1 rRNA gene is annotated in these 267 nt (G+C 61.0%); it reads right to left on the reverse strand.

The features are described 5' to 3' along the window. Window positions 1-91: ribosomal RNA gene (gene rrf / locus OU26_RS09790) — 5S ribosomal RNA — on the reverse strand; the annotation flags it as partial. Between the last annotated feature and the right edge of the window lie 176 nt (window positions 92-267).

Consider the following 267-nt stretch of genomic DNA (forward strand, 5'->3'; position numbering starts at 1 on the left):
CCCTCTCGAGTGCAGTACCATCGCCGCGCCTGGCCTTAGCTACCGGGTTCGGAATGGGACCGGGCGTCTCACCAGGGCTATGACCACCGCAAATCTAACGGCCACGGCAAGGAGACCAAAGGAATCCAAGCCGGCAAATCAATCCTTCGTGGCGGTTCGGGAACCGGCTAGCGGACGCGAGGCGCAAAGCCCATCGGAATCGAATCGTGACCACCAAGCGCTCATTGTCGCCTGGGATCGAAGCACAGGAAAGACGCGGAACCAACC

Source organism: Bifidobacterium ruminantium DSM 6489 (assembly GCF_000770925.1).
Lineage (GTDB): Bacteria > Actinomycetota > Actinomycetes > Actinomycetales > Bifidobacteriaceae > Bifidobacterium > Bifidobacterium ruminantium.